The following is a 23,338-nucleotide window of genomic DNA, read 5'->3' on the forward strand; positions in this document are numbered from 1 at the left end:
TTAATTTTCAGAAAATGGTAGCGCTTCATCACCAGCTACCGCCCGAAACTTCAAAAGGTTTCACTTCGAGTCGAAAAAACTGGCTTTCCCTTGCGCCGGGGCGCCGGGCGATGGCCAACACCTGCTCTTGGGAAACCGTCAAGCCCAGTCGAAAGGAGGGAAGCTGAGCCAGCGCGGTGGGCGCCACGCGGTGCCCGCCCCCGGCCACTGGCGAACGGTTCATGGCGGCCAGGCGCCGGCGCACTTCTGCGCGGTAATCCTCGCCATTGAACAGGGCCTGCAACATGCCAAGCGCCTGACCCTCTTGTGGCGCCAGGCGCCCGGTGTCGCTGGCCAGCTCGACCTCACCCACACGCGTGTCGTAGATCGCCTGAACCCAGTCAATGAAGGTGTTGTTGGCTTCTACCTGGGCATCGAGCAACGCCAATGTGGTCTCCCGGCCAGCCTCGTTGAGCTTTCGGCGTGCATCGACCACCTTCACGGAGTCTCCCGCCGCCGAGGACAGCAGGCGAACCCGTTGACCCAACAGCTTTTGGCGCTGCACCCCGGATCGAATGCCTTGCCGTGCTTCGCGCTCAAGCATGGCGAGCTTTTGCACCTCGGTCTCCAGGCGGCTGGCCGAACGGTCCACGCGGGCCGTGGCTTCCAGCGCCGTGGAAGAATCCACGCTGACCTGTACCCCCACTGTCGACCTGGCCGAGTAGCTGCCGGGCATTTCGTAGCGCTTGGTGTAGGTCAACGCCACCGCCGGATAAACCCCGCCCTGGTCCGCATCCAGGTCGGCGCGCACCTGATCCACATTCAGGCGCTGGGCCTTCAGGGTCGCGCTGGCATCGACCGGGTCGAAGTCAACCGGCACCTGGGCGGTCCAGGACGAAGGCACTTGCAGGAGAGGCAAGTCGGGCATCTGCAAAGGCTTGCCCATCAAGGCCTCCAGCCTGAGGCGGGCATCCTGCAAAGACTGCTCGAACTGCAAAACCTTGTTCATCGACAAAGCGAGCCGCGACGAAGCCAAGGTTCCGTCCGTGATGCCGGCGCCCCCCAGATGAACGCGCCGCGCTTCCAGGCGTTCCAGTTCCTCCAAAGCAGCGCGTGTGCTCTGCCCCACTTCCTCCAGGAGTTCGAAGCGGCTGACCTCGATGTAGGCCACGAGCAACCGGCGCAGAAACTGCTCCCGGCTTTGCTCCAGCCGCAACAACGCGCTCTCGCGGCCCAAGGCGGCCGCCTCCTTTTTTGAGCGGGTGCGCCCGAAATCCCACACCGTGTATGTCAACGAGGCGCTCACCCGCGAGTCCACCGAGTCGGCCGGGTTGCCGCTCGAGGGCGACTGCCCGTTGCTGCCCGAAATCCCCAGGGCAAGCTGCGGGTAGGCCGCATAACGGGCCGAATCCACATCGGCCTCGGCGCTGCGCAAGGCTGCCCGGGCTGTGAGCACTTCCGGGGCGTTCTCCATCGCCTCGATCATCCATTGAGCGATCACGGAGCGGCTGGCTGTTGCGGGCGACTGGTCCGCCTCTGCCATCGAATGCGAGGCCGCGGGCGTTTGCCCCATCACATATCCGGAGGGCAGCAGAGCGATGGCCAGAATCACCAGGAACCCGGGCCCACGGATGTGGTTGTCAACCCAGCTCATCACGGCTCCTTGAACGCTTCCGCGCCCACTTTGAGTATGGGGCGCAGCAGAAACCAGGCAAAAGGCTGATACCCGATGATGATGTCCACATCGGCCTGCATGCCCGCCGTTACCGGCATGCGCGATTTGCCCAGCACCGCCCCTTCCGTTTGCACCACCATCTTGAAGTAGGTGCCTGTCTCCGGGTCCTGATCGGCATCGGCCGCGATGCGCAGCACATGGCCTTTGAGCGATCCGAAGCGAAGAAAGTCATAGGCACTGACTTTGATCTGCACCGGCTGATCGACCAGCACCAGACCACGATCCTTGGGATTCAGGCGAACCTCGAGTTCGATTTCGGCATCGCCCGGCACCACCTCCATCAGCGTTTCACCGGGCTTGACCACGTCGCCTTGCGCGTTCAGGCGCAACCCTTTGACCACCCCGTCAATGGGTGCCACGAGCAGGGTCCGGTTGCGCTGATCCTGGGCCCTGTTGAGCTCTTCCTCAACGGTCGCAATCTGCCGCTCGATGCCGAGCAGCTCTTCCGTTGCGCGCCGGCGAAAGCGCCCCTGCGCCTCGGCCACCTTGCCACGGGCTTCTGCGGCCGATGCCCTGGCCGCGACCAGCGCCATGCGCGAACCCGACAATTCGGACCGGTTGCCCTCCAGCTCCTTGAGCGTGCGCGTGGCTTCCAGCTCGGAGACCAGGCGCTCTCTGGCCAGGTTCCGCGTGATGGCGTATTCCCGGTCCAGCAAAGCGGCGCGGCTGGTGTGGCCTTCGATCTTGGCCTCAACTTCACCGGCCCGCCCGTTGTACATATCCACCTGCGCCCGCGCTGCCTGCAACTGGCCCTTGAGCTCCAGCACTCGCGCTTCGTAGGTCAGCAACTCGGTGCGCGCCACCATGGGCGGCGTATCGGCGCCAAACATGCCGCTGGTCACATCCTTGCCGCTGGCTTCGGCTTCCAGCCGGGTCCGCGCAGCGCGCAAGGCCAACACCTTGGCGTTGATCTCTTCCAGGTTCGGTCCCTGTGCACCCAACGCCATGCGCAACAGCGCATCGCCCTTGTGTACCGCTTGCCCCTCCTGCACAAACAGCTCACTCACCATGCCGCCCTCCAGATGCTGGACCGACTTGACGCGGGCCGAAGGCACCACCGCCCCGGGAGCGGTCACCGACATTTCAACCGGAATGAACAGCGCAACCCCGACCAGGGCGAGGGCCACGAAAACGATCGCGGGCGCAGCTCCCTTGCGCCACCACGGGCGGGCCGACAGGTCGTTCTGCTTTTGGTGCAGGGCTTCAATCACCCCCATGTCCTTGCTTTTCATGGCTCAGCGCACGTCGCCACCGGCAGCGGCAACAGACGCCAACCGGGGTTCAACCACCGTCAGGTGAGGCCCTTGTTTCACCCCATCGGGTGCTGGCGACGAAGACCCTGCGTTGGGGCGATTGAAATACACGCCCAAAGCCTGAACCGGCGTCATCTCCTGAATATCGCCCTCACCAGAAACCGCCAGCGCCACATCGGAGCTGGCCACCATCCCGGCCGAATGGGTCACCACGATGACGGTGCGCAGTTTGGCGATCATCCGGAGCGATGCGATCAACTGCAACTCGCTGGCATGGTCCAGGTCGTTCGTCGGCTCGTCCAGTATCAACACCACCGGATTGCGCAGCATCACCTGGGCCAGCGCGATCTTGCGCCGCACGCCCGCCGAGAGCGCCCGCCCGCCTTCGCGCATGACCGTGGCATACCCTTTGGGCAGCCGGGAAATGAAGGCGTGAGCGCCGGTGAGCTTGCAGGCCTTGACGATCTGTTCATCGGTCACATCCGAGGAGCCCCGGCGCAACTGGTCCGCAATCGTGCCATCCAGGAAATACACATTCTGGGAGAGCGTTGAAATCCACGCCGCGGTTTCCATGCGCGAGAACTGCTGCAGATCGTACTCATCGATCATGACCTGGCCTTCATCGGGCCGGTACAAGCCGGTGAGCAGCTTGAGCAAGGTGGACTTGCCCGCCCCGTTCTTGCCCACCACGGTATAGAACCGGGCCGCACCCAGCTTCAGGGACACCTTGTTGAACACCGGCTCCGATTGCTCATCAAAGCGGAAGCTGACCTCTTCCATCGACATCTCGCCTTTGGGTCGCGGCAACGAGACGCCCGCGCCGCTGGTCTCGCTTGTCTGCGCCAACACCCGGTTGAGGCGTCGACCCGCCTCGATGGCCTGCGCCAGTTGGCGCCACGATCCCGCCAGGTTGGCGATCGGGGAAATGGCTTTGATGGCCAGCATGTTGGCGGCAATCAGTCCGCCAATGGACATCCACTGGTTGACAACCGCCAGCGCGCCGGTGGCCGTGATCGCGATGGAGGAGGCGATGAGCAGGGAATGGCTCAGTTCCTTGCTCTTCTCCATCTGCCCGCCACGCGAATAGCTCTCGGCCAGCCAGCTCTCATAACTGGCCTTCCACTGAGCGGTCACAGCCTCTTGCTGCGCCAGCGCCTTCACCGACTCCCGCGCGCGGCACATTTCCGCCGTGAACATGTCCAGGCTTCGCGCCTGCTGCAACTCGGCCACCTTGCCCTGCTTGACCTCATCGGCCCACCACCAGGCCATCGCAGCGAAAACGCACACCATGCCGAGCACCACCGGCAACACCGGCAAAGCCACCAGGCCCACAATGACCACGGCGAACACGGCCAGCGGCAAATCGAACAACGACTGAATCACCGGCCCGGTCATCAGGGCGCGCACGGTTCCGACGTCCCTGAACAACGCCACCCAGGACGCTGCGGGCCGCTCCTCCAGCGAGCGCAAAGGCTGGTTCATCATCTTGTCGAGCAAGGTCGATGAAATGCCCCAATCGATCACCGCCCCGGCGTCGCGCAGGCTGGACGAGCGCCGGCTGCGCAGAAACCACTCCAGAATGAGCGCCACCATCACCCCGGCCAGCAAGGCAATCAGGGTGGAATAACCTTGGCGAAAAATCACCCGGTCAAACACTTCCAGCGTGAAAACAGACGGCAGCAGCGCCAACAAACCGATCGGGGTGGACAGCCACGCCGCGCGCCCGATTTTCCCGCGGGCCTGCGAAAAACTGTCCAGCAAAAACACGCCCAGATGGTCTTGCCCGCGCAACGAGGCCGGTCGCATGCGCAAAGGCAGCAGCATTTCAATCACGGCTGCGCTCCCTTGTCTGCATCCGCCGAGCTGGCAGCCGTTTCCAGCCGCCGCATGGCTTCCTTCAAAACGACGAGCAGTTGGGCCGCTTTCTCAGCGGCCGAGGGATCGTTGCGAAGGACCGCATCCTGAGACACCACGTCGCGATCGATGCGGTTCATCAGACCGTCCAGCGAACTGGCGTCCAATCCGCTTCCGGCATTGTTTTGACTGCGATTAACCGGCATCACTGGACTCCAAATTGACCGTTTCAAGTTCTGTTTTCATTTTGGCCAGGCCGCGGCGCAGCCAGGTTTTGACGGTCCCGAGGGGGACCTCCATTTCCGTCGCAATGTCGGCCAACGGCATTTCGGCGAAAAAGCGCAGCTTGATGACCTTGTTGACCGACGGGCTCAGACCGCTCATTGCCGCTTGAAAAGCCGGGCTTTGGGCCGTCATGCGCGCTTCCGTCTCGCTCTCCGAAGACGCATCGGGGATGTTGTTCAGCTCCTCATCCCCGGTCTCCTGACGCCGCTTGCGCCGCGCGAATTCGGTCAGAACCTGGTTGCGCGCCACCTGGTTGATCCAGGCCATGACATTGGGCGATCTGGTCGCGTCATAGGCGCTGGCGTAACGCCAGATGCGCAAAAACACATCCTGTGTGACGTCGCGGGCAGCGTGATCGTCCTTCATCAGATAGGCCACCTGCCTGAGCACTTTGGCATGGCAAAGCACGTACAGCTCCGCCATCGCCGGCTGCTCGCGGTTCTGGATGCGGGCCATCAAATGAGGCACGCTCTCCATCCCGCCCTCTGGCGCGGAAGGCGCCGCCACCTCAGGTGGCGCGCTGTCAATCGCTGTTTCGGTATTCAATGTCAAATCGGCCAAATGGATGAATGAAGCGTTGCACAGTCAACGAAGCGTCATGGCGAGAAAAATCGTCCCTTTTATTGACAACAGACATCAACAGGCGCAGTACTACCGGCTTCAGCGCGCTGATGCGCCCATCGCCCGTTGTCGCGCGTTGTGCGCTTGATTTCGTCCTTGTGCTTCAACCACCCACGAAGGGTTTCGGGATGGCACTTTTGTTTTCAAAGCCGCAACCTTCCGCAAGCGGGACGCATCGGACACAAAAGTGGCAATACCCAGAGGGCATATCGGGTTTTCGCTGGGGAAATTGAGCACAAACGCAGCATCCACCAACCCCAACTCTTGCGCGTCCGCCACCAGGGTCGAAAAGAGACTGCGCGCCCCCACCGTGCTCAGCGACCCGGGCGCAACCGCCCCGGAGGGCAAGATCCGGCGCAAAACGTGCCCCTCGGCAATGCGCGCGGCCTCCATCCAGTCGCGAATGGCGCGCTGGGGGCCACAGGCGAGCAACGGAGGGAATGCCTGGACCTGTTCGCCAAAGCCCTCGAGCCAGGACCCGTGCCTCTTGCACAGCGCCTCCACCTCCCTCACCCCCCAGGTGGTGAGCATGGCCGGGCAATACCCCTGCCACCAGATCATGGCAACGAGTGCCCTCAGGCGCAGGCACTCTGGACCGTGCTTGGGCGAGTCGGCAACGGTATCGAGTTGCATGACACGGTGCTCCAAAAGCCATGCCAGCGAGGCCATGTTCCTTGCCCAGGCCGTGCTTGCCCAGCCTGTGTGGCCGCGCTCAAGGCCGCAACCCAATGGCAGGCTCCCCATCTGTGACACGCGCTGCACGCCGGCAAGCAAGGCCTCCAGCGAGTCCTCAGGGTGAGGAGTGGATGCAAGCGAAGCCGGAAGCCGGGAGCCGGTCAAACGGTCGGAACGGGGGCAGTCAAACGTGGAAACCATGGTGTTGTGTGTGCACTGATGCAAGTGAATCTAGTGCCTATATGCGTCCTGAGCACTAAAGGTTTCAACGTTTCAAAAAGAAACGCACACTTTTTCCATTTTTGCTGGCCGCGACCTGCGCTCTCCTGCACTGCCAGGCACCAACACGGTGCGATCAGCGCCCTGTACCCACCCGCCACGCCCACCGGGAATGGCCCATGACACACATCGTTTGAATCCAAACGCTCGCTTCAGCGGTATCTGAGACAACCCCACCGGATCGCGACCAGGTCACGCTCTTGGAGGGCCATGGTTCCTGGCGCTTCTGCGCCCTGGCCGTCACACACACCCTGGATTCAACATGCACCTCCATCTCGACCTCAATCTCGATTCCAGCACCGACTTCGAAGACCTGGCCGCCAACAGCGGCCCCGCCCCGCTGGACAACCATCCCTCGCAGGGAGATCGTTCGATGGACGCCTGGCCCGGCTGGGTGCACGGCACCGCACGCAACCTGACGCAGATCGTTCGAGATCTGCAATGTTCCGTTGTGGTGGCTGTTCACACGCTCGCTGGAGGACCGGCCGAAGACAATGGTTTCGCCATCATCGGCCTGGAAATGCTGGCCACGGAGCAGCGCACCCGGCTTCCCCGCCCATCGCACTTCCTTGAAGCCTCACAGCGCTTGCTCACCACATTGAGCCGCCCGGCGGGCACAAAAGCAGAGATGGGCCTTCAACAACCGCAGTTGTGGGTGGCCCGCGTGTGCCGCTCAGATGCGGGCATGAACAGTGCCGAGGTCCGTTTGAACAGTTCATTGGTGGGCAGCCAGATGTCCAGTCGCACCCAGGAGGTTCTCTGGATGGCGCAACGCCACCAGTCGCATCGAAATTTCCGCGAGGCCCAGACCTGCTTTGACACCCTGCGCCGCAAGGGCGCCGACGACCGGCACGATCATGAGCTTCAGCTTGGCTTGTACCGACTGATCGAATCGCTCCAGACATCCGACAGGGAGGCCAGACCTTCGCCATGGGAAGTCCGCAGCCTGGCCAAGGTCTATGTCGAGCGCGAAGTGGGTCAGGCCAGGCTCATGCCCCTGCTGTTCACACCGATGTCAAGCTGACCAAACGCACTTCACCCGCACCGCCCGCCAACACGCCGCCGCCACTCAGCGGGGCAGTTCGCGCACGCTCTCGACGGGCGCTTGCAGCAGTTCGATCAACTGACCCGCCAGTTCCCGCCCCAGCACTTCGCGGCGCGTGCTGTGGTTGCGCCGGCTGCCTGCGTGATGCTCCCATTCGGGGTGGGCCCGGGCCTGCGCCAGCGGATCGAGCAGTTGCAGCAAGGCTTTGCGGTATTCCCCGGACGGCGCCAGGCGCACTTCGATGGTGTCTTGGGCCGCATGGCCCCGGGCCTGCAATACCTGGCACAGATGCACCAGGCTGTCGGCCAATACGATCAGGACATCGTTGTCCAGCGTGAGCTCTTCGATGCCCAGAAAGGTGTTGCGAATTTTGCGCGGAGCCTGCCCCCACCCCTGGCCCAGTGCTCCACCGATGGCCGCGCCCAGCGCGGTGGCAGCGCCCAGCGACATGCCAGCCAGCGCCAGATCGAGGGTGAAACCCACGGCAGCACCGGCGGCAGCGCCTTTGCCCAGCAGGCGACCCACGCTGGCCAGGGTTTCGGGATTGAACAGGTCTGACTCCCAGCGGCCGCTGGTCCACTGCATCACGTCAAGCTGGGCATCGTTTTTCTCGAAGCCGTGCATTTGCAGCAAGTCGTCCACGCACTTGCGCACGCCATCAACCAGCTCGCGCCGGAAGGTGCTCACGAAGCGCTCTTTCGCTTTGGCATCGCTCAGGGTCTGAGGCTCGATTTCGCGGCGCATGGCGGCTGCGGAAATCAGGGTGTCGGCCACGCGCTGGGCGCTGGCGGTGCGGCGCTCGTCGGCCTGGCGATCGAGATCATCGAGCACGGTCTGCAGCGTGCCTTTGTGCTGCCGCATCAAGACGCTCAGGTCTTCATAGAGCTGGCGCTCGGCGCCCACGAAAGGCGCCACGGCGTCGAACAACACCGCTGCGTGCAAACCATAGGCCGCCAGCACTTCGCGCCATTCGGGCTCGCGGCTTTGTTCGCTGCGCACGAAATTGAGCACCGGCATGATCGGCCGCGCGCAGGCGTTGAGCACCTCGATTTCGCTGCGGTATTTGGGCAACACCGGCTCGCGGCAATCGATCACGTAAATCGCCGCATCGGCATTGAGCATCTGGCGCAGAACTTTGGCCTCTTGCTCGAACACGCCTTTGGCCTCGGGCCCTTCGAGCAAGGCCGCCACACGCTGCGGCGGCGTGAGCTGCTCTGGCATTTGCTTGAGGTGGTACTGCAGGGCCACCGAGTCCTCCAGACCCGGCGTGTCAAAGTAGCGCACCACCGTGCGCCCGTCCACATCCAGGCCGATGGCTTCCACATGGCGGGTTGTACCGGGGCGGTCGGACACTTCGCCAAAGTTCACCCGCCGCGTGAGCGTGCGCAGCAGCGAGGTCTTGCCGGCGTTGGTGTGGCCAACGACGGCAATGTTGATGGTGCCGTTCTTTTTGGCATCAACCATGGTCGTTGGCCTCCAGCCACTGTTGTGCATCCTGCGCTGTTGCACACAGCGCCACCGCTTTGAGACCGGTTGCCGCCAGCCAGGCGGCCCATCGCTCAGGTTTGTCGTTCTGCGGGTCTCTGGACGCCACAGGCAGCAAGGCACAGCTGGCCACCTCGGCACAGACCTGCCGCAAGAAGCGCTCGGCGCCCCGATCCGGGCTGGTTGCGGCAGAGCACAGAATCAAGGCTTTGGCTGGCGGCGCGCTGGCCAAAGCGGTGAGCAACTGCAACCGTTCGGTCATGGTGCCAGTGATGGCGTGGGTTTGATCAGCAACCCCGGCCAAGGCTGTTGGCGGCCAATCCAGTTCACTGGACAGTTCGAAGCCGATCATGACGCGGGGCACGGGCTGGCCGGGTACGAGAGCGCGAAACAGGCGGCCTGGCTCTCTTGGGGCAGCGTGCTCTTCGTCCACCACCGTGGCCGGCGCCATCGCCGAAAACCGGGCGGCCAACTGACGGAAATAAGGGTCGCGCGTATCAAGGCTCAACTGCCCCGACCGGCGAAACCACACGGCGGCGCAGACCACGAGCGCCAACAGGCGCGGCAGAAACCCATACAGCAGCGTGCAGGCCAGCAACCACAGCGCGATCGGCAACGAGGGCTGCGCGCTGCCGGGCATGTCAGCGGTCCCATTCAGCGCCACACCATCGGGCACGACAAAGCCCAGCACCTTGGGCAACCACCCCGTAACCTCCAGAAAGCGCTCAAAAAAGCCGGCGTCCAGAATGGTGGTTTCCCAGGTCAGTTGAAAGGACTGGAAAGAGAACAGCACCAGCAGCGTGAGCAACATCAGCGCAAATGCCAGCGCCCAAAGCGCGTGGCTGATGGCGCCGAAGAGCCAAAGCCCCAGACGGTTGTCGCGCAAAACGGCATGAATGCCACGCAGCAGATTCATGGAGTGCGGCCCATGCAGCCAGGGCAGCCGGGCAGCCAAACCGAGCATGAATTGCCCGAGCGACCAAGGCCCCGATCCGTTGGATACAAGCGCCGCACCCAGTGCCCAAACCAGCCACAGCAACAGCGCCAATACCGGCACGCCCAACACCGCAACGAAAGCCAGGGCAGCATTGATGGTTTGGCCGGTTCCCAGGGCCTTGGCCAGCAAGCCTCCGGCCAGCCCATACGCCAGCAACACCGACAAACCGGCAGACAGCCACAGCGCACCGCGCAAACGGGACCAATCGGCCAGCAGCCCCAGACGCGCACCCAGCAAGCGGGCGCGCTCAAGAATGCGGTCCTGCTCGCTGTGCTGGCGTGCATGCGCCAGGGTCATTTCACCCGCGTCATCGAGCGCGCCTGCCTCTTCCAGCAACCGCACGGCATGGGCCAGCGCGATGTCGCGAAACGGGGCGGGGGAAGGGCTTTGGCTCAAACAGGGGTCTCCGGAAAGCCCTGCAGAGCGTCCGCAAACAGGACGCTTTCAGACGGGCAATTCGCCTATGCTACCCGGCGCAGCGTGCGGCTGAGCAGGATCACCGGCAGCAACCCAACCAGTACCAGCGCCAGGGCTGGCAAGGCGGCCTCCCCGAGGCGCTCGTCTCGCGCCAGCTGGTAAGTCACAACAGCCAAGGTGTCGCTGTTGAACGGGCGCAGCACCAATGTCGCTGGCAGCTCTTTCATCACATCCACAAACACCAGCAACGCGCCTGCGATCACCGAGCGTTTGAGCAAGGGCGCGTGCACCCGCCAGGCCAGGGCGAAACCGGTGGCACCCAGCATGCGCGCTGAATCATCGAGGCTGGTGGGCACGCGGGTGTAGCCGCTTTGCACCGATTGCAGGGCCACCGCGGTGAAGCGCACCAGGTAGGCCCAGACAATACCGAGCGCCGTGCCCGTGATCCAGAATCCCGCACCGCTCCCGGGCCAGGTCGACTGCAGCCAGCCCACCGGCAGCAACAGACCCACCACGATCACCGCGCCGGGCACGGCGTAGCCCAGGCTCGTGAGCCGCACCGCGCCGCGCGAAAGCACCGAAGGCCAGGCTCGCGCGGCGAAGGCCAGGCCCAACGCCAGCGCCGTGGCCAGCAATGCCGACAGGCCCGCCAGCCAGATGCTGTTGCGCGACCACTGCACAAACGAGCCCCACGGCAGCTCACCCCAGCCAGCCACCAAGGGACGCAACATGAACAAGACTGGCAGGACAAACCCAAACAGCACCGGCAGGCCACAGACCAGCCAGGCCAGCCAGACATGGTGGCCACGCAAACGGGCGGGCTGGGCATCGTCGCTGCCACTGCGCTGACCGCGCAATGAAGCAAAGCGCAAACGGTGTTGGGCGCGGTGCTCCACCCAAAGCAGCAGGGCCACGGTGACCAGCAACACAGTGGCCAGTTGGGCGGCGGCGATGCGGTTGTCCATCACCAGCCAGGCTTTGTAGATACCGGCGGTGAAGGTCTGGATGCCAAAGTAACTTGCCACGCCAAAATCGGCCAGGGTTTCCATCAGTGCCAGCGCCACGCCCGCCGCCACCGCCGGACGCGCCAGCGGCAAAGCCACCTCGCGGATGCGACGCGACAGCGGTGCCCCCAGCAAACGCGCGGCTTCCATCAGCTGCGAGGCGCGCTCGGTGAGCGCCGTTCGCGCCAGCAAATACACATAGGGATACAGCGAAAAGGTGAACACCCAGACCGCGCCCGCGGTGCTGCGCACCTCGGGCAACAAACGCCCTTGCCAGCCGAAGGTCTCGCGCAGGCCCACTTGCAAGGGGCCGCTGAACTGCAGGAAGTCGGTGTAAGCGTAGGCCACCACATAGGCAGGCATCGCCAACGGCAGCAACAAGGTCCACTCCAGCACCCGCCGTCCGGGGAAGTCGAACAGCGTGACACCGCAAGCGGTGGCCATGCCCACCACTGCCACGCCCAGGGCCACACTCAGACACAGCCACAGCGATGTGAGCGCGTACTCAGGCAACACGGTCTGCGACATCTGCACCAGCACGTCGCGCGCGGCCGCATCGAACTGCAACCACGAGGCGCCCAGTGACACCACCGGCAGCGTCAACAACGCAGCCAGCAAGAACAAGGTGGTCAGGGCCATCCAGCGGAACATATAGGGGAGGAGTCAAGACGGGCAGCGGATGCCACCACAACATAAATGAGAATGAATATTATCTACAATTGCAAACATGTTCATGTCCACCACCCATTTGTCCGTTCGCTACCCGGGTCAGGCCCAGGCGGCGGTGGACGGTGTGTCGCTGGGGTTGCGCGCCGGTGACATCGGTGTGCTGATCGGCCCCTCGGGCTGCGGCAAAACCACGCTGCTGCGCGCCGTGGCCGGGCTGGAAAAGGCCAGCGCCGGCAGCATCGTGATGGGAGGCGAAACCGTGAGCGACGGGCACCACCACATGCCCGCAGAGCAGCGCCGCATCGGCATGGTGTTTCAAGACTACGCGCTGTTTCCCCATTTGAACGTGGGCCGCAATGTGGCCTTTGGCATCGCGTCCTTGCCACGCGCCGAACGCGTCGCGCGGGTGATGGAGGTGTTGAGGCTTGTCGGGCTGGAAGGCATGGAACAGCGCTGGCCCCACGAACTCTCCGGCGGCCAGCAACAGCGCGTGGCCCTGGCCCGGGCCTTGGCGCCCCGCCCTCGCCTGCTGCTGCTCGATGAGCCGTTTTCGAATCTGGACGTGGATTTGCGCGAACGCCTGGCCCACGAGGTGCGCGCCATTCTCAAAGCGGCCGGCGCCACCGCCTTGTTCGTGACCCACGACCAGCTCGAAGCCTTTGCCATCGGCGACGTGATTGGCGTGATGCACGAAGGCCACCTGCACCAGTGGGACGACGCCTATGCGCTCTACCACCGCCCGACCACCCGCTTCGTGGCCGAGTTCATCGGCCACGGTGTGTTCACACAGGCGCAAATCCGCCAGCAGGGAGAGGACGTGATCGTGCGCACACCCCTGGGTGATTTGCTCGACCTCGAAGAATGCCCACTGCCCTCGGCCTACGCTGACGGCTTGTGCGATGTCTTGCTGCGGGCCGACGACATCGTGCACGACGACGCCGCGCCGGTGAAGGCACAGATCGTGCGCAAATCGTTTCGAGGCTCGGAGTTTCTCTACACGCTGCGCCTGGCCAGCGGCGAGACGGTGATGACCCATGTGCCGTCGCACCACAACCACGCCGTGGGTGAGTGGATCGGTATCCGCGCCGAGGTTGACCATGTGGTCACCTTTGAGCGCACCACCTCAGCGTAGAGCCACCCAGCCTGGGGTCAGCAGACGCGTGCATTTCGAATGCACCACTCACCCGTGGTGCATTCGCAGAATTCGGGGGGAACATCAAAGTAATGCAAAGGGGCTCAAATATACTGTCCGTTGCGCATCATTTCTTCTACAGAGCACCACAGTATGAAACCCATAAAACACACTGGGCGAGCCAGCCTTTTGGTCCTGTTGTTCGCACTCTCCGGCTGTGGCGGAGGCTCCGGCGACGGGTCACCAGATCTGGCGCCCCTCAAGTCAAGCCAGGCAGAAAGCGGCGCCAGCCCCGGTGCTGCCAGCCCTGCCACCACACAAACCTTCAGCGAGTTGATGGCCAAGAGCGCTCAGATCAACGCCCAAGACCTGGCTCAGGCGCTCGAAGCCCAATCCAGCACCCCCCAGGACTCGGCCAAAGCGGGCGCCCGCACTGCACCCATATCGGCCACCCAGGTATTCCGTTTCTTCAACACGCTGACCGAGGCCCACTTTTTCACTTCGAGCGCGGCAGAACGCGATGCGGTGCTAGCCTCGGCACCCTACATGCAGTACAACGGTCCCGCGTTTTTTTCGGCCAACCAAAGTGAAACAACGCTGCAGCCCGTTTACCGTTTCTACAACACCCAGACCGGGGTGCATTTCTACACCATCAGCGAGCAGGAAAAGGCTTACATCCAGGCCAACTTTGCCCAGTTCAAACTGGAGGGTGCGGCTTACCGCGCCAGCATCACGCCTGGCGTTGGCCTGATGCCCCTGTACCGCTTCTACTTCGCCAGCAAGGGCTTTCACTTCTACACCAACAACGAAGCCGAAGTTGCCAGCATCCGCGCCAACCTGCCGCAATACACCTTTGAAGGTGTGAGTTACTACGTGCCGAACCCGAACCCCTCGGCCACCGTCGTTTCGCCACAGGGTGGCGAAGTGCCATGGAACACACCAACCACTGTTGCCATAGCGTTCAGCGGCCCGTTCGGTGCGCCAATGGCCTCCCCACCCGTTTGCGCCACCAGCGATGCGAGCAAGGTCACCGTCAACGCCGACTGCTCGCAGGTCACCGTCAAACGCCTGGACGCACGCGATGTGGTCACCGTGTCCAGCGGTGGCCAGACAGCCAAACTGTCGCTCAGCTCCACGCCCCAGCGCCACTGGAGCGGGAGCAAGGGAGCAACCGATGGCTACGGCATGGTTGTTACGGCCGACAACCGCGCGTTGATCTGGAGCGGGTCACACAGCTCATACAGCCAGGTGCTGGCCCAAGGCATGGCGCGCGGACAGCAACCCTATTTGACCCATCCCACGCCCATCAAAAACATGGCGGGCAATGGGCCGTTGACCGATGTGGTCCAGGCCAGTGGAGGCCACGGCAGCGCGCTTGCGCTGAGTCGCAATGGTTCCATCTGGATCTGGGGCAGCAACGACTCCTGTACCGCTGGTACCGGGAGGTATTCGGGAGAGATCTTGCTCCCGGTCAATGTCAAAGACGCTCCTGGAACAGCCCCTCTGACCAACGTGGTGCAGGCAGAAACAGGCGCCGAAAACGCCGTCGCACTGCTCGATGATGGCCGCGTGATGTATTGGGGTACGCCCACATTTCCGGGCGTGCCCACCATGCGGTGCTTGCCCACGCTGGTTCCAGGCCCCAATGGCGCAGGCGTCCTCACCAACATCGCGCAGATTTCTGCAGGCGAAAGCTACTACCTGGCGTTGACCCAGGCCGGCAAGGTCTACGCCTTTGGATCGGACAACCTCAGAGGCGTCCTGGGTTCAGGCACTTTGACAGGCTATGCAGACAAAAACTGGCCCGACACCGTCAAGAAATCAGACGGCAGCGAGCTGGACAATATCGTGCAGGTCTCTGCTGGTTACGGCAATGCCATGGCCCTGGATGCCGATGGCAAGGTCTGGATCTGGGGTGCGGGAGAAACCAACGGAATTGCCAGCTACGGCAAGAAGGAAAGAATTCCCTATGCAGCACCTATTCCCAGCCTGAGCAACATCACGATGGTTGCCGCCGGTGGGCCGCGCCATAACTACGCTTTGGACAGCCTCGGCCAAATCTGGTCATGGGCTGCCAGCGGCCAGGATGGCACCTTGGGCGACGGGGCAAACAACCCTCGGGGAATAGCGTCTTCGGCACCGCCATATGAAGACGCACGCACGCCCGGTACCGTGGTCGCCGAAAACGGCGGGGGGCCAATGACGGGTGCTTTGTCGATTGCTGCGTCATCCAGTGGTGGCAGTGCTCTGATGCCCGATGGCCGCGTGCTCAACTGGGGAACAAATACCTACGCAGCGTTGGGCCAGGGCGTTGACCGCGAAGCCAGTGGCTTGAGCTGGAGCCTGCACTACAACTACGTCCCGGTCCCATTGCGAAACGAAACCAACACGGGAAGCATGGTGTTGAACCCCGCGAACTACCCGAACATCCGTCGACGGGCTCGATAGCGCGCAGCGATCTTCGGCTGTAAAAAGGGCCTGACTGGCGACTGCCGCGGTCAGGCTTTTTCACGACTCGACCTCAGCGCCACGCGAGCAAGCTGGCCCAAGGTGGGGCAGATTGACGGCTGATCCAGCCGTTTTCCACCTCCATCAAAAAGGGGGCTTGTGCTGCTGGCTCGAGGCTGGTCACGGGGCCTGATTCCCATCGTGACCGGTTGGTCAGCGTCGAAAAAATCAGATGCAAATCGTGCGATCAGCTCAAAACACGGCGAATCGCCGGCACGCGCGACAGCAACAAGGCGTCCAGCAACAACAAGCCCACCAGAAACGCGCCCGCCAGTGGAAACGCCAACGCCACGCCCAGCATCACCAAGGCCCCCGTCTTCCAGCGTTTGATGTCTTGCGGCATACCCGGAGCGACCAGGCGACCGCTGCCCGCAGGGCGGCGTTTCCACCACACCACGACACCGCTCACACACAAGAACGCAATCGCTGCGCAAAACAACATGTTCAGCCCCGCATTCCACCAGCCCAGATCGCCCTGGTGCAGCGCGGTCCCCACCGCCATCGCCTGGGCCGCCACAGAGTAGTCCGTGAAAGCGGCCTCTGCCAGAACCTTGCCGGTGTAGCGGTCGATGTGAACGGTTCGGTCCGCGGTGGGATCGGTGGTGTCACCGCTCATGGAATCGGCCGACACCGTGAACACACCGTCGTCGCTTCTGGGAACCTGAACGTGGAACTGCCCCTTGAACCCCAGTTGACCAGCCAGAGCGGTCACGTTCGCCAGGTCCACCGCGCTGCCGGCGGGCACACCGGGCAAGCCGGCGCTGGAGCCCGAGGCGGGCATGGCCGTTTGCTCCAGGCCCCAGGGCACTTCGTGCTGACCGGCCTGATTGAGCGAAGCATGGGTGGCGTCTGACTTGGGCACCGCGTCCCATTTGGTCGCGGGAAAAGTGCTCCAGGCTTGCACCAGTTTGCCGCCCCAGACCCCCGTCCAGGCCATGCCCGTCAACAGGAAAACCATGAGGATGCCACTGAGCCAGAACCCGATGCTGGCGTGCAAGGAGCGCCACCACGCACGGCCATGGGCCCGCAGATTGGGCACCAGCACTTCCGACCACCGTCCACCGTTGCGGGGCCAGAAAAGGTACAAGCCTGTGACCACCATCACCACAGCCAGACCCGCCGCGATCTCGATCAAGCGGTCACCCACATCCCCCAGCAGCAAGCTGCCGTGGATGCGCTCGGCCCAGGCAAACACCGTGTTGTCTTTGTCGACCACCTTGAGCACCTCGGCGGTGTAGGGGTTGACGGCCACAGCCTCGGTTGCACCACCGTGCGAAACCAAAAACCAGCTCGCGGTATCGGCCTCTTTGGGGGCGATGTACTCCTTGAGCGTGGCCCCGGGCAAATGGACCAGCGCTGCATCGGCTTGCTGAACCACACTCGCGGATTGCGCCTGGGGTGTCACTTTCACCACAAAGCCCAGGCGTGTTTGAAATCCGGTGAAGAAAACCATCACCAGCCCGGTGATGGCCAGCATGAACAAAAACGGCACCACATACAGGCCGGCATAAAAATGCCACCGCCATGCCGTGGCGTAGAAGCGGGAAACGCCCGGGGTTGTGCGGTCGACAGAAGCCAGGGAAGAGTTGGTCATATCGGTTCAAAAAAATGGAAACTAGAAACAGCAGTCGGTTTGTGATGGCCGAGGCCCGCGATCCCCGAGGCGGCAGGCGGCGTCTGCACCCGGACGCTCACTTCGTGATCGCCCGGGTGCTCAACGTGCGGTGACCGATCAGAACTTCACGTTCACGCCGGTGTAGAACGTGCGGCCCATGCCAGGTACAGCGGTACCCCATTGCGGGTAATTGGGCAGCATGGGGTTGGCCATGGTTGTGCCCTGCCCCACATACGCGCCACCCGTGGGCAGGCCATACAAGCGGTCAAAGAGGTTTTCAATACCGAAATCGATTCGCACGGTTTTCCACGAATAGCTGCCGCGCAAATGCACCAGGCCATAACCCGGCGTGGTCACTTCGTTGCGCACTTCAGACACATCGGTTTTGGCCTTTACCGTCACCAGCTCGATGCTGTTGTCCCAGCCCCCGGACTTGTGCGTCAGTGCCAGCTGCGCGTTGAGCGGCATGGTGTTGTAGAGGCCATCACCGGTGTCCCGGTTGCGGCCGTTGGTGTAGTTCAACAAACCTTTGAGGCCCCAGTCACCCCAGCCGTTGCGCGCCAGTGGCATGTGGCCGGTGAGGTCCAGACCATAAAGGCGGGCGGCCTGGTTGGTGTAACGCAGCACACTGAACTGGTTGCTGGCGGGCTGGGCTACCGCCTGGTTGCTCATGCCATTCCATTGCTGGGCGTCGATGTAGTCTTCGACGCGGGTATAGAAAGGTGTGGCAGTAACACCCCAGGCTTTGTCGGCGGCATGCCAGTTGAACGTCGCGGACACGGTGTCGGCTTTCTCGGGCTTGAGACCGAGGTTGCCGATGTAGCCGTTGCCATCGCCCACAAAGTTGTTCATCAGCGCGGCCATGCCCCAGGTCGACCAGGGGAAGCGCTCATAGACGTTGGGTGAGCGCTCCTTGTGGGCAAAACCAAATTCGATGTCGTGGTGATCGCTGGCGGTGTAGCGAGCCAGCAAGGTCACGTCGATGTTGTTGTCCTTGGTCTTGCGATCGCTGGCGTTGAAAGCCTCGGCATCGCGCGCCTGGAAGCCCATGCCGGCCGGGTTGTAACCCACGACATCGCCCGCGTCCATGCGCACCTGCTCCACACGCAAACCCGCGAGCGTCATCCACTGGGCGTTCGCGTTGCGCTCCCATTCGCCAAAGGCGGCGGTGCGGTTGCGCTCGCCATCGCGGATATTCCAGAAAGTACCGGGGTACATGCCACCACCCGATGCGGGCCACCAGTCGTTGATGCTGTAGCGCTGAAGCTCGGTACCCAAGCGCAACAGGTCGCGCTCATTGAGAGCGATCTCCCCACTGAGGGACGCGCCCTGGGTCTTGCCTTCGGTGTACATCGGCATGCCCGCGGCACACATGGCGCTGTTGGCACCACAAGGCCGGCCATCCAAGGCGGTGCTGCCGCCCGAAGCCATCCCGTACCAGTAGCGCTTGTCGGCGCCAAAGTCCATGAAGTGATCAACCTTTTCATCGTAGAGGCGTGCTTTCACGCGCCCCCAGTCCATGTTGCCCGTGTAGCTCAGGTTGATGCTGCGCTGGTCGTTGTCCAGCATGTCCATGCGCTGGTTCGGATAGAGCTGATAGGGCATGTCCTGCACACCCACACGGGCCTCGAACAGATGCGCGTCCCGTTTGTAAGCCAGACTCAGCGCGTGGTTGCGCGTGTCATAAGCGGTGGAGCCCACCTCGTCGAGCGCCAGGCTGTGGCCGGTGCGTCCGGTGAAGGTGTAGTCCTTGAAATCGGCACCGGCGAGGTAGTTGTCGGCGCGGCTGACCGAGCCGCTGTAGCCCAGGCTGAGTGTGGGCGTGGCATAGCGGGCGGACAGGTTGGCGCCACGGGCCTGGTTGTTGCTACGGTAGAAGGCGCCTACCTCACCGTCGGTGATCGCCCCTTCGTCGGGCGTGGCAAACACCGGCGCGGCCGACTCGGCCAGAATGCTGCCGCCGATGCTGTCGCCCCCCTCGCTCACGGGCGAGATGCCGGGGTACACCTTGAGCGCACCCAGCTGCGAGGGCGTGATGTACGACAGCGCGGGGTTCATGTGATTGGGGCAGGAAGCGATCAGGTCCATGCCATCGACCCGGATGCGCAAGCGGTCGTCGGCCAGGCCCTGGATGGCCGGCAGGCTGGACACGCCACCCGCGCCACGCAGGCTCACACCCGGCACACCACGCAACAGGCTCGCTGTATCGCTGGTGGCGGCGCGCTGACCCACGAGGTCCTCGCCGTGCAGGCTGGCGGCGGGTTGCAAGGCGACTGGCGCCTTTTCGCGCACCGTGACGGTGGGCAAACTGGGATTGCTGGCGCCCTGGGCCATGGCCTGGGCGGCCATCAAGGACACAACCGGGACGGCGGCGGCCATGGCGAGGTGAAAGGCTTTCAAACGGTGGTGTTTCATGGTGGTTTGTTCAAAAAATTCAAAGAATGAGGCGAAAAAGGCGGATCGGAAATGCGCCATTTCAGGGGTGGTCCCAGACCACATGTCCCTGGGCATCCACTTGCCAGGGCGCGGCACTGTCCTGGTGCCGCCGTTGCTGCACCCAATCGGGCAGAGCGGCCCCTTCAGTCGGTGCGATGGACAAGCGCTCTGGCGGGGCCATGGCATGGAGGGCTGCGCTCGACACCACGGTCGAATCGGCGGGCGGATAGCGATGGGCCAGGTTCAGCATGGCCCACACCACCAGCAGGGCGAAGCCATGCACGACCGCGATGCCGCTGCGCGGCGGTTGCGGCTGTGTTGTTCCGCGTTGCTGCTCATGCGGCCGCCGCGCACATCACGGGTGACGCTTGCGGCTTGCGCCGACGCGGAGGCATCAACTGCCCCAGCACGCGGCACACGGTTTCGGTCTTGGCGTCGACCACCTGAGCGACTTCACGCAGCGTGGGCAGCGCAGCCCGGATGGCCTCGGCATTGGGAACCTGGCTGGCATGGCCCCACTCGAAACCCAGCAGGTACAGGAAATGGGTGATGCGCTGAATCACGGTCCCGGTGCGCAAGGCTGCCATGTCCTGGCTGCGCGCCTGCTGCTGCATGAGCGCTTGCTGCAACAAAGTGGCCTGGGCCTGCGTGTCAGCGACGATCACGGCCTCCAGCAGGCAGGCGGTGAGCGCCGTGGCACTGAACCGGAACGGCTGGTTGCACAAGGCTTCGGTGCCAATGAGGTCACCGGGCACGGCGATCTGCACCGGATGGCGCTCGGAACCGGCCTCCCGGTCCAGTCGCACCAGTCCTTGCACAACGCGCCAGACTGTGCCGGACTCACCGGCTTGAAAAACGGCTTGTGCGCTGGCGCAGGCCAGCGAAGCCAGGGATACATCGGGATGCATGACAACGCTCCTATGACTGACGGGTTCGCGGCCGCGCTTGCGCAGGACACCGCGAGACAACGGGCGCGCGCTCGGCCAGTGCGCGCCAACGAATCAGTTCAGGAGAGGCGGGCCTCGCGCACTCGGGCTGGGTGCGAAGGTGGCCCTGATGGCCAGACGGATATGGCGGGGTAACGGGCTCGTGCCGGGATCGCTGGCCACGGCAGGCAGTGCGGGCAGCAGAGGTGCGAAACGGTCTGAAGCGAGTGTGCAATGCCCGCAGCGGTCCATCGCATGGGAAAGGCCCTCATCCAGGCCGCCGCTCTGGACAACATCATCCACCCCGACCTGGGCCCAGCGCATGCCCTGCGTCGTGCAGATCTCCACCCAGTCCCCCGCCTGGTGCGAAGCCGCCAGCGTGCGCGACACCGCCGGCGCCAAAGTGGCGAGCAGCATGGCGCCCACCAACCAGCCAGCGAGCCTGCGCAAAAGGTGGGGGGAGATCAGGCCCATATCGCCGCGAATCAGATGATCAATGGGTCAAAGCGTTTGACGTGGCGCTCAGTGGCTGTGCTCACCCGGCTTCATTTCCTTCGTCATGTCAGGCTTCTGCGCGTTGGGCATCTTGCCCTTGCCCAAAGCCGTAACAGGAACGGTCAAATCCCGGGTAAAGGTCTTTTTGTCAGCGTCTTCAAAAGTGAGTGTCATGGGAACCATGTCACCGCCTTTGAGAGGCGCTTTCAAGTCCATCAACATGATGTGGAAACCGCCCGGCTTGAGATCGGTTGCGCGGTTCGCCTTCAGGTCCAGACCATCGACCTGGCGCATTTTCATCACGTCGTTTTCCATCGACATCTCATGGATTTCCGCCACGCCCGCCACTGGTGAACTGACGGACACCAGGCGGGACTGGGCGCTGGCGGTCAAACGCATGAAGGCGCCAGTGGCCTTCTGGGTGGCCACCGTGCCGCGCACCCAGGCGCCGTCCACCTTGACGGTGACTGTTTGCGCCCAGGCGCTTGCAGTGATGGTGAGAAGGGAGGCAATCAACAGCTTTTTCATATGAACTCCAGAAGTAAAAGCGAAAAGAAAGGGTTTGGGGGAAACGAATCAGGCGCTGGATCAACCGGGCGCCGTGCCATCAAACCCGAGTGGCAACAAAACGCCCGGGAAGGATGAATCAATTGAGGAGACGGACGAGGCACAGAGCCTCCTGAAAAACTTCAACACTAGCGCACCGCGTTCGCATGCGCAACGACGTTGGCTCAGGAGGTCAGGGGAGGGGCGCGGGCGCGGGCGCCGCGCTGGATCTGGCCCGGCAGGCCAACAACTGTCCCGGCGGCCTGGAAATAGCCATCAACCGGGGCAAAAACACCTGCAACGGGTGCAGGCAGCAAGCCCGCCATGGGCGCATGAACACCGCTCCAGGGGCAGTGCTTGCCCATGTCGGCCATGGGCATGTCCTGGTCTTGATCTGAAGACTGCGACGCCGTGGCATCCAACCCATCGGCCTTGAGCCACACCATGCCACTGGCACTGCAGACTTCAATCAACAGACCGTCATCGGCTGCAGCGACCCAGGCATGAGCGAGCGTGGGTGCGAGCGCGCTCATCACCACGGCCAGCATGGCAAGCCATGCAGCAATTCGGCGATGAACACGGTAGAAAGTCATACGGGAAGTTTATCAGCGCCCGGTCAACTGCGCGACGGTCACGGTGGACATTCGGGCTCTACCATCGACACACCCCATACAAACGGAGACAAAGAATGCTGAAACTCTGCGGCTTTTCTGCCAGTAACTATTACAACAAGGTCAAACTCGCCCTGCTCGAAAAGGGTGTGGCTTTTGAAGAAGAGCTGGCCTGGGTTGGCCAGACGGATCCCTCGGCCAGCCCGCTGGGCAAAGTACCGTATTTCAAGACCGATGCCGGCCCCATCAGCGAATCGACCGTGATGCTGGAATACATCGAGGCGCAATACCCGTCGAACGCGTTACTTCCGGCCGACCCGTTTCAGGCGGCCAAAGCCCGTGAACTGGTCCGCTACATCGAACTGCACCTGGAACTGGTTGCCCGAAACCTGTATCCGGAAGCCTTCTTTGGTGGCAAGGTCAGCGATTCGGCGAAAGAGAAAGTGGGTCAGCAACTGGAAAAAAACGTGGCCGCGTTCGCCAAGCTGGCGCGCTTTTCACCTTTTGTTGGCGGCGACAGCTTCACCCTCGCCGACTGCGCAGCGGCCGTGCATTTGCCTTTGATCTCCGGCGCCACCAAACTCATTTACGGCCGAGATTTTCTGGCCGACCTGCCCGTTCGCGACTATCTCAAGCTCGTGGGTGCTCGCCCCACGGTGTTGCAGGTCAATGAAGACCGCAAGTCCAACACCGAAGTCATGATGCAGCGCGCCAAGGCCGCAGCAGCTGCAGCCAAGGCCCAAGCCTAGAAGACAGCGCGACAGAGAATCC

At 63.2% G+C, this 23,338-nt stretch carries 20 protein-coding genes; 4 read left to right on the forward strand and 16 right to left on the reverse strand.

What is annotated here, in order from left to right; translation table 11 throughout:
- Positions 1–28 precede the first annotated feature (28 nt).
- From LPB072_RS19220 to LPB072_RS19245, 6 genes are all read right to left on the reverse strand, one after another.
- The gene (locus LPB072_RS19220) at positions 29–1,633 is read right to left on the reverse strand and encodes a TolC family protein (protein ID WP_066086849.1); all 1,605 of its coding nucleotides are present in this window, start codon (positions 1,631–1,633) and stop codon (positions 29–31) included.
- The gene (locus LPB072_RS19225; RefSeq protein ID WP_066086846.1) at positions 1,633–2,946 is read right to left on the reverse strand and encodes an HlyD family type I secretion periplasmic adaptor subunit; all 1,314 of its coding nucleotides are present in this window, start codon (positions 2,944–2,946) and stop codon (positions 1,633–1,635) included. The genes LPB072_RS19220 and LPB072_RS19225 overlap by 1 nt, the downstream gene beginning before the upstream one ends.
- A gap of 3 nt (positions 2,947–2,949) precedes the next feature.
- Positions 2,950–4,791: a peptidase domain-containing ABC transporter gene (locus LPB072_RS19230; RefSeq protein WP_066086843.1), complete on the reverse strand. Its 1,842-nt coding sequence runs from the start codon at positions 4,789–4,791 to the stop codon at positions 2,950–2,952.
- A 5-nt stretch (positions 4,792–4,796) separates the two neighbouring features.
- Positions 4,797–4,961: a hypothetical protein gene (locus tag LPB072_RS19235; RefSeq protein ID WP_157559366.1), complete on the reverse strand. Its 165-nt coding sequence runs from the start codon at positions 4,959–4,961 to the stop codon at positions 4,797–4,799.
- Between the two features lie 55 nt (positions 4,962–5,016).
- The gene (locus tag LPB072_RS19240) at positions 5,017–5,658 is read right to left on the reverse strand and encodes an RNA polymerase sigma factor (RefSeq protein ID WP_157559367.1); all 642 of its coding nucleotides are present in this window, start codon (positions 5,656–5,658) and stop codon (positions 5,017–5,019) included.
- A 108-nt stretch (positions 5,659–5,766) separates the two neighbouring features.
- Positions 5,767–6,603 (reverse strand): site-specific integrase, encoded by an 837-nt coding sequence (locus LPB072_RS19245; RefSeq protein ID WP_070263937.1) that lies wholly within the window; start codon positions 6,601–6,603, stop codon positions 5,767–5,769.
- A 340-nt stretch (positions 6,604–6,943) separates the two neighbouring features.
- Here LPB072_RS19245 and LPB072_RS19250 point away from each other — a divergent pair, with 340 nt between their 5' ends.
- Positions 6,944–7,705 (forward strand): hypothetical protein, encoded by a 762-nt coding sequence (locus LPB072_RS19250; RefSeq protein ID WP_066086831.1) that lies wholly within the window; start codon positions 6,944–6,946, stop codon positions 7,703–7,705.
- A 45-nt stretch (positions 7,706–7,750) separates the two neighbouring features.
- Here the strand turns inward: LPB072_RS19250 and LPB072_RS19255 are convergent, their stop codons facing one another.
- From LPB072_RS19255 to LPB072_RS19265, 3 genes are all read right to left on the reverse strand, one after another.
- Positions 7,751–9,190 (reverse strand): GTPase/DUF3482 domain-containing protein, encoded by a 1,440-nt coding sequence (locus LPB072_RS19255; protein WP_066086829.1) that lies wholly within the window; start codon positions 9,188–9,190, stop codon positions 7,751–7,753.
- Positions 9,183–10,604, reverse strand: a complete 1,422-nt coding sequence (locus LPB072_RS19260) for a DUF2868 domain-containing protein (RefSeq protein WP_066086826.1) — start codon at positions 10,602–10,604, stop codon at positions 9,183–9,185. Before LPB072_RS19260 ends, LPB072_RS19255 begins: the two co-directional genes overlap by 8 nt.
- Positions 10,605–10,669: 65 nt before the next feature.
- Complete coding sequence (locus LPB072_RS19265) at positions 10,670–12,280, reverse strand: ABC transporter permease (protein ID WP_066086824.1); 1,611 nt, start codon at positions 12,278–12,280, stop codon at positions 10,670–10,672.
- A gap of 76 nt (positions 12,281–12,356) precedes the next feature.
- Here LPB072_RS19265 and LPB072_RS19270 point away from each other — a divergent pair, with 76 nt between their 5' ends.
- Together LPB072_RS19270 and LPB072_RS19275 are read left to right on the forward strand one after the other, a co-directional pair.
- A complete protein-coding gene (locus LPB072_RS19270) occupies positions 12,357–13,430 on the forward strand; it encodes an ABC transporter ATP-binding protein (RefSeq protein ID WP_066086821.1) in 1,074 nt (357 codons plus the stop codon).
- Between the two features lie 153 nt (positions 13,431–13,583).
- The gene (locus LPB072_RS19275) at positions 13,584–15,878 is read left to right on the forward strand and encodes a hypothetical protein (protein WP_066086818.1); all 2,295 of its coding nucleotides are present in this window, start codon (positions 13,584–13,586) and stop codon (positions 15,876–15,878) included.
- Positions 15,879–16,125: 247 nt separating this feature from the next.
- On the opposite strand, the gene LPB072_RS19280 is transcribed toward LPB072_RS19275, so the two are convergent.
- The 7 genes from LPB072_RS19280 to LPB072_RS19310 form a co-directional block, all read right to left on the reverse strand.
- On the reverse strand, positions 16,126–17,532 hold the full coding sequence (locus tag LPB072_RS19280; protein ID WP_066086816.1) for a PepSY-associated TM helix domain-containing protein: 1,407 nt from the start codon (positions 17,530–17,532) through the stop codon (positions 16,126–16,128).
- 138 nt (positions 17,533–17,670) lie between these two features.
- Positions 17,671–19,968, reverse strand: coding sequence for a TonB-dependent receptor (locus LPB072_RS19285; protein WP_066087205.1), 2,298 nt, complete (start codon positions 19,966–19,968; stop codon positions 17,671–17,673).
- Positions 19,969–20,029: 61 nt separating this feature from the next.
- Positions 20,030–20,272, reverse strand: a complete 243-nt coding sequence (locus LPB072_RS19290) for a hypothetical protein (RefSeq protein ID WP_066086814.1) — start codon at positions 20,270–20,272, stop codon at positions 20,030–20,032.
- Positions 20,273–20,324: 52 nt separating this feature from the next.
- On the reverse strand, positions 20,325–20,897 hold the full coding sequence (locus tag LPB072_RS19295; RefSeq protein WP_066086813.1) for a cyclic nucleotide-binding domain-containing protein: 573 nt from the start codon (positions 20,895–20,897) through the stop codon (positions 20,325–20,327).
- Between the two features lie 93 nt (positions 20,898–20,990).
- On the reverse strand, positions 20,991–21,389 hold the full coding sequence (locus LPB072_RS19300) for a DUF2946 family protein (protein WP_066086811.1): 399 nt from the start codon (positions 21,387–21,389) through the stop codon (positions 20,991–20,993).
- 48 nt (positions 21,390–21,437) lie between these two features.
- The gene (locus LPB072_RS19305) at positions 21,438–21,938 is read right to left on the reverse strand and encodes a copper chaperone PCu(A)C (protein ID WP_066086807.1); all 501 of its coding nucleotides are present in this window, start codon (positions 21,936–21,938) and stop codon (positions 21,438–21,440) included.
- A 203-nt stretch (positions 21,939–22,141) separates the two neighbouring features.
- Positions 22,142–22,549, reverse strand: a complete 408-nt coding sequence (locus tag LPB072_RS19310; RefSeq protein WP_082876771.1) for a DUF2946 domain-containing protein — start codon at positions 22,547–22,549, stop codon at positions 22,142–22,144.
- Between the two features lie 95 nt (positions 22,550–22,644).
- On the opposite strand from LPB072_RS19310, the gene LPB072_RS19315 reads away from it, so the two are divergent.
- Positions 22,645–23,316, forward strand: coding sequence for a glutathione S-transferase (locus LPB072_RS19315; RefSeq protein WP_066086802.1), 672 nt, complete (start codon positions 22,645–22,647; stop codon positions 23,314–23,316).
- The last annotated feature ends 22 nt before the right edge of the window (positions 23,317–23,338 follow it).

It is taken from the genome of Hydrogenophaga crassostreae, from assembly GCF_001761385.1.
Lineage (GTDB): Bacteria > Pseudomonadota > Gammaproteobacteria > Burkholderiales > Burkholderiaceae_C > Hydrogenophaga > Hydrogenophaga crassostreae.

Bases quoted from the DNA above. Each gene is read 5' to 3' on its own strand.
- LPB072_RS19305 (WP_066086807.1), bottom strand. From the start codon at position 21,938: ATGAAAAAGCTGTTGATTGCCTCCCTTCTCACCATCACTGCAAGCGCC.
- LPB072_RS19220 (WP_066086849.1), bottom strand. From the start codon at position 1,633: ATGAGCTGGGTTGACAACCACATCCGTGGGCCCGGGTTCCTGGTGATT.
- LPB072_RS19275 (WP_066086818.1), top strand. From the start codon at position 13,584: ATGAAACCCATAAAACACACTGGGCGAGCCAGCCTTTTGGTCCTGTTG.
- LPB072_RS19245 (WP_070263937.1), bottom strand. From the start codon at position 6,603: ATGGTTTCCACGTTTGACTGCCCCCGTTCCGACCGTTTGACCGGCTCC.
- LPB072_RS19295 (WP_066086813.1), bottom strand. From the start codon at position 20,897: ATGCATCCCGATGTATCCCTGGCTTCGCTGGCCTGCGCCAGCGCACAA.
- LPB072_RS19255 (WP_066086829.1), bottom strand. From the start codon at position 9,190: ATGGTTGATGCCAAAAAGAACGGCACCATCAACATTGCCGTCGTTGGC.
- LPB072_RS19250 (WP_066086831.1), top strand. From the start codon at position 6,944: ATGCACCTCCATCTCGACCTCAATCTCGATTCCAGCACCGACTTCGAA.
- LPB072_RS19235 (WP_157559366.1), bottom strand. From the start codon at position 4,961: ATGAACCGCATCGATCGCGACGTGGTGTCTCAGGATGCGGTCCTTCGC.
- LPB072_RS19285 (WP_066087205.1), bottom strand. From the start codon at position 19,968: ATGAAACACCACCGTTTGAAAGCCTTTCACCTCGCCATGGCCGCCGCC.
- LPB072_RS19230 (WP_066086843.1), bottom strand. From the start codon at position 4,791: ATGCTGCTGCCTTTGCGCATGCGACCGGCCTCGTTGCGCGGGCAAGAC.
- LPB072_RS19280 (WP_066086816.1), bottom strand. From the start codon at position 17,532: ATGACCAACTCTTCCCTGGCTTCTGTCGACCGCACAACCCCGGGCGTT.
- LPB072_RS19225 (WP_066086846.1), bottom strand. From the start codon at position 2,946: ATGAAAAGCAAGGACATGGGGGTGATTGAAGCCCTGCACCAAAAGCAG.
- LPB072_RS19310 (WP_082876771.1), bottom strand. From the start codon at position 22,549: ATGACTTTCTACCGTGTTCATCGCCGAATTGCTGCATGGCTTGCCATG.
- LPB072_RS19270 (WP_066086821.1), top strand. From the start codon at position 12,357: ATGTTCATGTCCACCACCCATTTGTCCGTTCGCTACCCGGGTCAGGCC.
- LPB072_RS19315 (WP_066086802.1), top strand. From the start codon at position 22,645: ATGCTGAAACTCTGCGGCTTTTCTGCCAGTAACTATTACAACAAGGTC.
- LPB072_RS19265 (WP_066086824.1), bottom strand. From the start codon at position 12,280: ATGTTCCGCTGGATGGCCCTGACCACCTTGTTCTTGCTGGCTGCGTTG.
- LPB072_RS19300 (WP_066086811.1), bottom strand. From the start codon at position 21,389: ATGGGCCTGATCTCCCCCCACCTTTTGCGCAGGCTCGCTGGCTGGTTG.